The sequence below is a fragment of the Moorena sp. SIO3E8 genome (assembly GCF_010692445.1).
In the GTDB taxonomy this organism is placed as follows: Bacteria; Cyanobacteriota; Cyanobacteriia; order Cyanobacteriales; family Coleofasciculaceae; genus Moorena; species Moorena bouillonii.
Window position 1 is genome coordinate 1 of record NZ_JAAHHM010000233.1, and the last position, 6,595, is coordinate 6,595.

Genomic DNA, 6,595 nt, shown 5'->3' on the forward strand with positions numbered 1-6,595 from the left:
TCCGATTCCCGCTTCCCGATTCCCGATTCCCGATTCCCGATTCCCGATTCCCGATTCCCGATTCCCGATTCCCGATTCCCGATTCCCGATTCCCGATTCCCGATTATATTTACTAGATCAATTAAATTGCTGAGCATAAAACCGAGCATAACGACCACCTTTTTCTAACAATCCTTCATGGTTACCCGATTCAACAATTCGTCCTTGTTCTACTACCAGAATCCGGTCAGCACGGCGCACTGTTGCTAATCGGTGAGCAATAATAAAAACAGTGCGGTCTTCCATAATCCGTTCTAAGGCTTCTTGTACTAAGGCTTCTGATTCTGAGTCTAAAGCGGAAGTGGCTTCATCGAGAATCAAGATTCTAGGATCGAGCAGTACCGCTCGTGCGATCGCAATCCGTTGTCGTTGCCCTCCCGATAAATTAATTCCCCTCTCCCCTACCCAAGTGTGATATCCTTGGGATAGTTTAATAATGAACTGGTGAGCATTGGCAATCTTAGCCGCTTCCTGAACAGCTTTAAAGTCAGGTTTTAACTGACCAAAGGCAATATTCTGAGCAATAGTACCTGAGAAGAGAGTGGTATCCTGGGGAACAATGCCAATCTGACGCCGTAGACTATTGAGGGTAATATCTTGGATATTAATCCCATCAATTAGGATTTCTCCAGATTGCGGGTCATAGAAGCGGGGTAGGAGATTAACCAAAGTAGTTTTACCAGCACCCGAAGCGCCGACTAATGCGATCGCATCTCCCGGAGCAATTTCTAAATTCAAATTTCTCAGTACAGGCTCACCAGGTTGATAAGCAAAGCTGACATTACAGTATTCCACCCTACCCGTCGCTGGGGGAAAAACTATAGCGCTTGGCTTTTCGATTACCGTTGGCTCAAGGGCAAATAGTTCAAAGATACGGTCTATGGATGCTTCTCCCTGTTTGAACTCATTATAGTTTTGGGTTAAGATATTGATCGGATCAATCAACATGGCAACACCGATACCGTAACTGACAAACTTGGAAGCCGTGAGGTTACCCTCAGCAATTTGCCATGCTCCCAACAATAGTAGTAACAAGAAGCACAACGCTTCGAGAAAACCGACTATTGGAAACTGAATTGCTCTGAGGCGTTCAGCAGCATACTTGGCTTTGCGGTTGTTTTCCGCTTCTTGACTAAATTTTTCCAGGGTATAGTCTTCTGCAGCAAAAGCTTGGATTAATCGAATCCCGCTAAACACTTCCGTCAGCATTGCGGACAAATCCGATATCCGATTTTGGCTGCGATGGGAGAATTTCCGGATCTGTTCCCCAAACCAACCAATCAACAACCCCATCAATGGTGCAATAATTACTATGGCTAGGGTGAGTTCTGGATTAATATAGATGACAGCAGTTAATACTACAATCAGTTGCAAGACACAAGGAATAAAATCACGAACAATTTTGTAAATCACCTCCCCAATCCGATCAAGATCTTCCGTGAGTCGGTAGGTAAGGTCACCAGTTCTAGCAGCTTCAAAGTAACCAATACTGAGGCGCTGCAAATGGTTAAAAACGTTTTCGCGTAAATGAAGGGCAATGTGTAGTGAAGCTTTTGCTGATAGAGTATATAAACAGTACTGCGCTATTTTCTGGGTCAGAAACACAACAGCAGCTAACCCAGCTAGCTGAAGACTCCTGACCAGTTTTCCCTGTCCGACCACATCAAAAAAGGGCTCAGATAGCCAAAGGAGTAGGGGCCAGCAGACAGTGAATACTAATGTCCAAACCAATGTCTGAGCCAGAGTTAAGCGTTGGGAACGAAGGTAAGGTCGCAGTTGCCAGTAACTAGAGTGAGGTTTCAAGTGTCAATCGGGATAATGATGGCTTCTGTTTTAACCTATCACTTACGGTTAGCTGATGGTGATAAGTCCCGGATTTGCCTGAGATGGCTCAAACAGTTGGGAATTAAAAACCTTGGTTGGTTGGTGGGCATTGGTGACCAAACTTCGTTAGAAGTGGTTTGGGATTTGCCCAGCCAATGCCCACCCTACAGACTTCCCAAAATGCGATTGACCGTTGGTGCAGCGTCGGGCAAAGCCCGTGCATGTCACGCTTGGCCTACGGCCTCAGCTTCCGCGCTTGAGCGATTGACCCTTCGCGCAGCGTCGGGCAAAGCCCGTGCATGTCACGCGGGGCGCGTTCGCACTTGCCTTTTGCCTCTTGCCTTTTGCCTCTTGCCTTTTGCCTTTTCCTGCAATACTGGTGTTAACAACCGAGATCCAAACGCGCTTATTGTGATATCCTGATTATTGGTTGGTATTCAAAATGTGAACTACTGTGGCGTTAAGAAGAATTCTTTGAGCTGTCTTCGAGCTTGAAGCCCAAAAAAGCCTTTCACTCTCAGATAACTCAGGATTTGATTAAACCACTGAAGAAAACTATAGAAGCATTTAAGACAAGAGGATATGGATTTCCCAAGTTTAAGAAATTTGGGCGTTATCAATCATTTTATTCCCCCAGTTCAAGACCAGTCCCATTCAAGGCAATCCGATGCTTAAGCAAAAGTTGATTGGGCTAGTTAACATAACTTGGCATAGCTCTATTCCCTTTGGTTTCAAAATAAAGCGATGCAGCGCGGTCTTGGGGAGGCAGTGCGGTCTTGGGGGTTCCCCCCATGAGCAACTGCCGTGGTTTCCACGGGGCTTACAGCGATGCAGCGCCGCCAAAGGGGGTTTCCCCCACGAGCGACTGCATCAAGACAGGTGCGGAAGCAAGTTCCGCACACAGACCCAAAACCATGAGCGACTGCATCAAGACAGGGAGTAATAGTTGTGTATAGATGCAGGGTACCAAAGAGGATATCAAATGCATGTGATCAGCTATCGACGTTTGCGGGAATTTAGTGAAAAACACGCTGATTGCCATGATGCTCTCGATAACTGGTATAAGATTGCCAATCAGGCTACTTGGTCTAACTTAGTTGAGGTACAATCGGTTTTTAGGAAAGCTGAAGCAGTAGGAAATTTTACAGTTTTTAATATTAAGGGAAATAAGTACCGCTTAATCGTAAGTATAGATTATGAAAAGCATTTAATTTACATCAAGTATATTCTGAATCACGCAGAATACAACTATGATAACTGGAAGAATGACCCTTACTTTTAATCGAAAGCAATACAAAAAATTGTTAGTTAAATATCAACCTAAAATGATTCAAACAGAAGAAGATAATGAAAAAGCTTTAGCTTTTGTAGAAGAGTTGATGCACCGATCTAAAAGAACACCAGAAGAAGATGAAATGTATGAATTGTTGATTACATTAATTGAAAAATTTGAGCAAGACTATTATTCACCAGGGATTAGATCTCATCCTCAGTCTATGTTACTTTTTTTGATGGAGCAAAAAGACATAGAACCAGGGGATTTAGTGGGAATTATTGGATCCCAAAAAACTGTTGATGACATTGTCAATGGCAAGGGAAAAATTAGCAAATATCAAGCAAAAGTTTTGGGGAGTTTTTTCCAAGTTGATTCCAGTTTGTTTATGTGAAAAGCGCTGATCAATTGCTAACACTTGAGTTCCTTCGATGTATAGCGCTTTCCATACTTATGAGGTACACAGGAGTTTTTTTCTATTCCCTGTTCCATACAATACCAAAATTATCTGGCTCAGCCAATTGCTTTCCTTGAAAACCTATAGCTAGTAATGCTGGGCGGAATTTAAAATTCAAATTAGATAAGTATTTCGATCTTTCTCTTGATGCAGTCGCTCATGGGGGAAACCCCCAAGACCGCGCTGCATCGCTTTGAAAAGTATCTTTATTTCCGCCGTGCCTTACTATGGGATTGCTAAACTAAGGAATGATCTTAATGATCTTAAGTAATGATCTTAAGTATAGTTGGATCAGTTACCGATTACTCATTACCGATTACCGATTACTCTAAGTCTCACTCAATACCCAATTCACCAAAGTACGAACTGGAAAGCCAGTCGCACCAGAATTATTACAACCATTTTCTTTCTCAGTCCAAACTGTTCCAGCAATATCGATATGTACCCAAGGCGTTTCCTTAACAAATTGCTTCAAGAACAACGCTGCCGTAATCGAACCAGCTGCACGGGGCCCAGTATTTTTGAAATCAGCAATTTGAGACTTTAATCCCTCAAAGTACTTCTCTTCCATGGGCATCTGCCAGAGTTTTTCACCAGCCGCTTCTGCTGCCTCTTTAAACTGTTGCGCTAGGTTTTCATTAGTGGTCCATAAACCAGCAATATCATTTCCCAATGCTACAACACAGGCACCAGTCAAGGTCGCTAAATCTGCGATCGCATCCACCTCTAATTTTTCCGCAAACACTAAAGCATCTGCTAGGGTCAGTCTTCCTTCAGCATCGGTATTATTGACTTCAATCGTCTTACCATTAGAAGCAGTAAGAATATCCCCTGGGTGCATGGCATGACCACTAATCATATTCTCCGTCGCCGCACTGATAAAGTGAACCTCGACATCCGGCTTCAACTGGCCAATTGCCTTAGCAGTGCCCAAGGTAGCCGCCGCACCCCCCATATCGATTTTCATAGTCTCGATGCCACTACCAGCACCTTTAAGATTCAAGCCACCGGAGTCAAAGGTTAACCCCTTACCCACAATCGCTAATTTGCGTTTTGGAGTACCATCAGGTTTATAGGTCATATGAATAAACTTGGGGGGCAGATCTGAGGCTTTGGCAACCCCAAGGAAAGCCCCCATTCCCAGTTCTTCACAGGCTTCCCTGTCCAAGATTTCCAGGGAAAAACCATACTCTGAGGCCAGCTCCTCTGCTGTCTGAGCCAAACTAATTGGTGTCACCTGATTAGCTGGTGCTGCCACCAACTCTCGTGCCAAAATTACACCTTCACAGATTTTCTGAGCCTTATCAATCCCTGCTTCTTGCCCAGCCAATCCCAGTAAATCAATCTGTTCCAGCTTTGCGCCCTTATCCTCGGATTCCGACTTAAAGCGATTGTCTTGGTGTAGTGCCAGGATGATCCCCTCAGTGATAACTTGTGCCGTTGCTGTGGGATCATCATTAACCACCGGTAGGCTAATTCCAAGAGTTTTAATCTTCTGCTGTTTCGCAGTCCTAGCAATTGTGGCACTGCCACGGCGCAGTGTGTCTAAGCTCAGGTCATCTGGTTTACCCAATCCTACCAGGATAATTTTACGGATTGGGCTACCGGATCCCACACGGGTGACAGCAGAACTATTAGCGCTACCCTTAAATTCTGTTTCCTCGATCAATTCTGTAATCGTACCAGCCAGTTTCTGATCCAACTCGGCTAAATCACCAGTTAGGTCTACAGCATCCTCAAATAACCCAATGGCTAGAGCATCACCAGTCCAGTCTAACCGTGGTGTATCGGTTCCTCGAATTTCCATGTTTTTCTCTGTCTAGGTAATTACAATCAATGGTTTTGAAACCAATACCATAACAGATATCGACTGGTGATGGGGTATGGGGTGATGGGGAGATGGGGGAATGAAATGATGGGGTGTAGTGGGTAATTAATGTCTACAAGGATGTTTTAAATATTCTCTAACCATTAATCAAAAAAGTCTGGCATCCGTGTTAAAACCAAAGTTTATTATGATAAATTAGCCATAAACTCGTTCCGGATCGAGACGTTTATGGCTTAAAATATGGAGTGAGTTAACACACAAAAACTAAATCCTCGACAAAGCTATAGGAAAGTACATATTTTTGTCGAGGTCTTACTGGCTTGACGAGGTAAGCCAAACTAGAAAGAAGTGTTCTATTGACTTAAGCGATGCTTGATTGTAGAGCCACGTGAGGAATATTTCCCCTTAATTGCTGATTTCTGGTTTTCATCCTATGCCTCTGCTCGACCCCAACCGTTCTTACAGCTTCAGTGAAATAGCCAAACTCAAAACTCCCACGGATGAAATCTTGGCAGAATATGGCTATTCACTAGAACGTACCTTATTGGATTTGCGGCAATATCAGGGTGAGTTAGACCGATTGCAGGAGCGCCAATCACGCCTCGAAGAAATCTTACCTTACCTGGATCTGAGCAACGAACAATCCCGGCGGGAGATGTTAATTGCACCTGTGATGGCAGATTTAATTCACTACACAAGGGCGCAATTGCGAATTGAGTATTCAATCAAGGTCAGCAATCAACTTCAAGGCGCGTTGGACTATTTGCTGAGGACAACGACTAATCTGTTAGTAGTTGAGGCAAAGCAAGAGGATCTTACCAATGATTTTACTCAGATGGCAGTGGAACTGATTGCCCTCGATCAGTGGGAGAAATGCCCATCGGTTGACCAACAGCCACAGCTATTTGGAGCTGTTTCAACCGGGACAATCTGGCAGTTTGGTATTCTGCACCGTCAAGATAAATTAATCACCCAAGCATTGACTCTCTACCGGGTACCAACCGATTTAGAACCCTTAACCAGAATTCTGATCGCAGCGCTCTGCTCTGAGAAACTGATATAACTCGGTAGAAACCGTGTTAAAGTTCCCTTCCTGCTTCCTCCAGATTATCTGGGTTTCATAGGGTGTCGGCACTTCCTATTCCACAGGCTTAAACCGAGAAGCCCTCGGCAT

General features: G+C 44.1%; 7 protein-coding genes. 5 read left to right on the forward strand and 2 right to left on the reverse strand.

The features are described from left to right. Nucleotides 1-117: 117 nt before the first annotated feature. Entirely contained in the window at nucleotides 118-1,842 is a 1,725-nt protein-coding gene (locus F6K46_RS37460) for an ABC transporter ATP-binding protein (protein WP_293067918.1), read from the reverse strand. On the opposite strand from F6K46_RS37460, the gene F6K46_RS37465 reads away from it, so the two are divergent. The 4 genes from F6K46_RS37465 (at nucleotide 1,843) to F6K46_RS37480 (ending at nucleotide 3,530) form a co-directional block, all read left to right on the forward strand. Continuing rightward, entirely contained in the window at nucleotides 1,843-2,286 is a 444-nt protein-coding gene (locus F6K46_RS37465) for a hypothetical protein (protein ID WP_293067916.1), read from the forward strand. It begins immediately after the preceding gene. 244 nt (nucleotides 2,287-2,530) lie between these two features. After that, complete coding sequence (locus F6K46_RS37470) at nucleotides 2,531-2,806, forward strand: hypothetical protein (protein WP_293117979.1); 276 nt, start codon at nucleotides 2,531-2,533, stop codon at nucleotides 2,804-2,806. A 39-nt stretch (nucleotides 2,807-2,845) separates the two neighbouring features. Further along, nucleotides 2,846-3,145 carry a type II toxin-antitoxin system HigB family toxin gene (locus F6K46_RS37475; RefSeq protein ID WP_070395270.1) on the forward strand — a complete coding sequence of 100 codons (300 nt, stop codon included), beginning with the start codon at nucleotides 2,846-2,848 and terminating at the stop codon, nucleotides 3,143-3,145. 43 nt (nucleotides 3,146-3,188) lie between these two features. Continuing rightward, on the forward strand, nucleotides 3,189-3,530 hold the full coding sequence (locus F6K46_RS37480) for a transcriptional regulator (protein ID WP_293067911.1): 342 nt from the start codon (nucleotides 3,189-3,191) through the stop codon (nucleotides 3,528-3,530). 391 nt (nucleotides 3,531-3,921) lie between these two features. On the opposite strand, the gene F6K46_RS37485 is transcribed toward F6K46_RS37480, so the two are convergent. After that, on the reverse strand, nucleotides 3,922-5,400 hold the full coding sequence (locus tag F6K46_RS37485) for a leucyl aminopeptidase (protein ID WP_293067909.1): 1,479 nt from the start codon (nucleotides 5,398-5,400) through the stop codon (nucleotides 3,922-3,924). A 454-nt stretch (nucleotides 5,401-5,854) separates the two neighbouring features. Here F6K46_RS37485 and F6K46_RS37490 point away from each other — a divergent pair, with 454 nt between their 5' ends. Then, nucleotides 5,855-6,484, forward strand: a complete 630-nt coding sequence (locus tag F6K46_RS37490; RefSeq protein ID WP_293067907.1) for a hypothetical protein — start codon at nucleotides 5,855-5,857, stop codon at nucleotides 6,482-6,484. The last annotated feature ends 111 nt before the right edge of the window (nucleotides 6,485-6,595 follow it).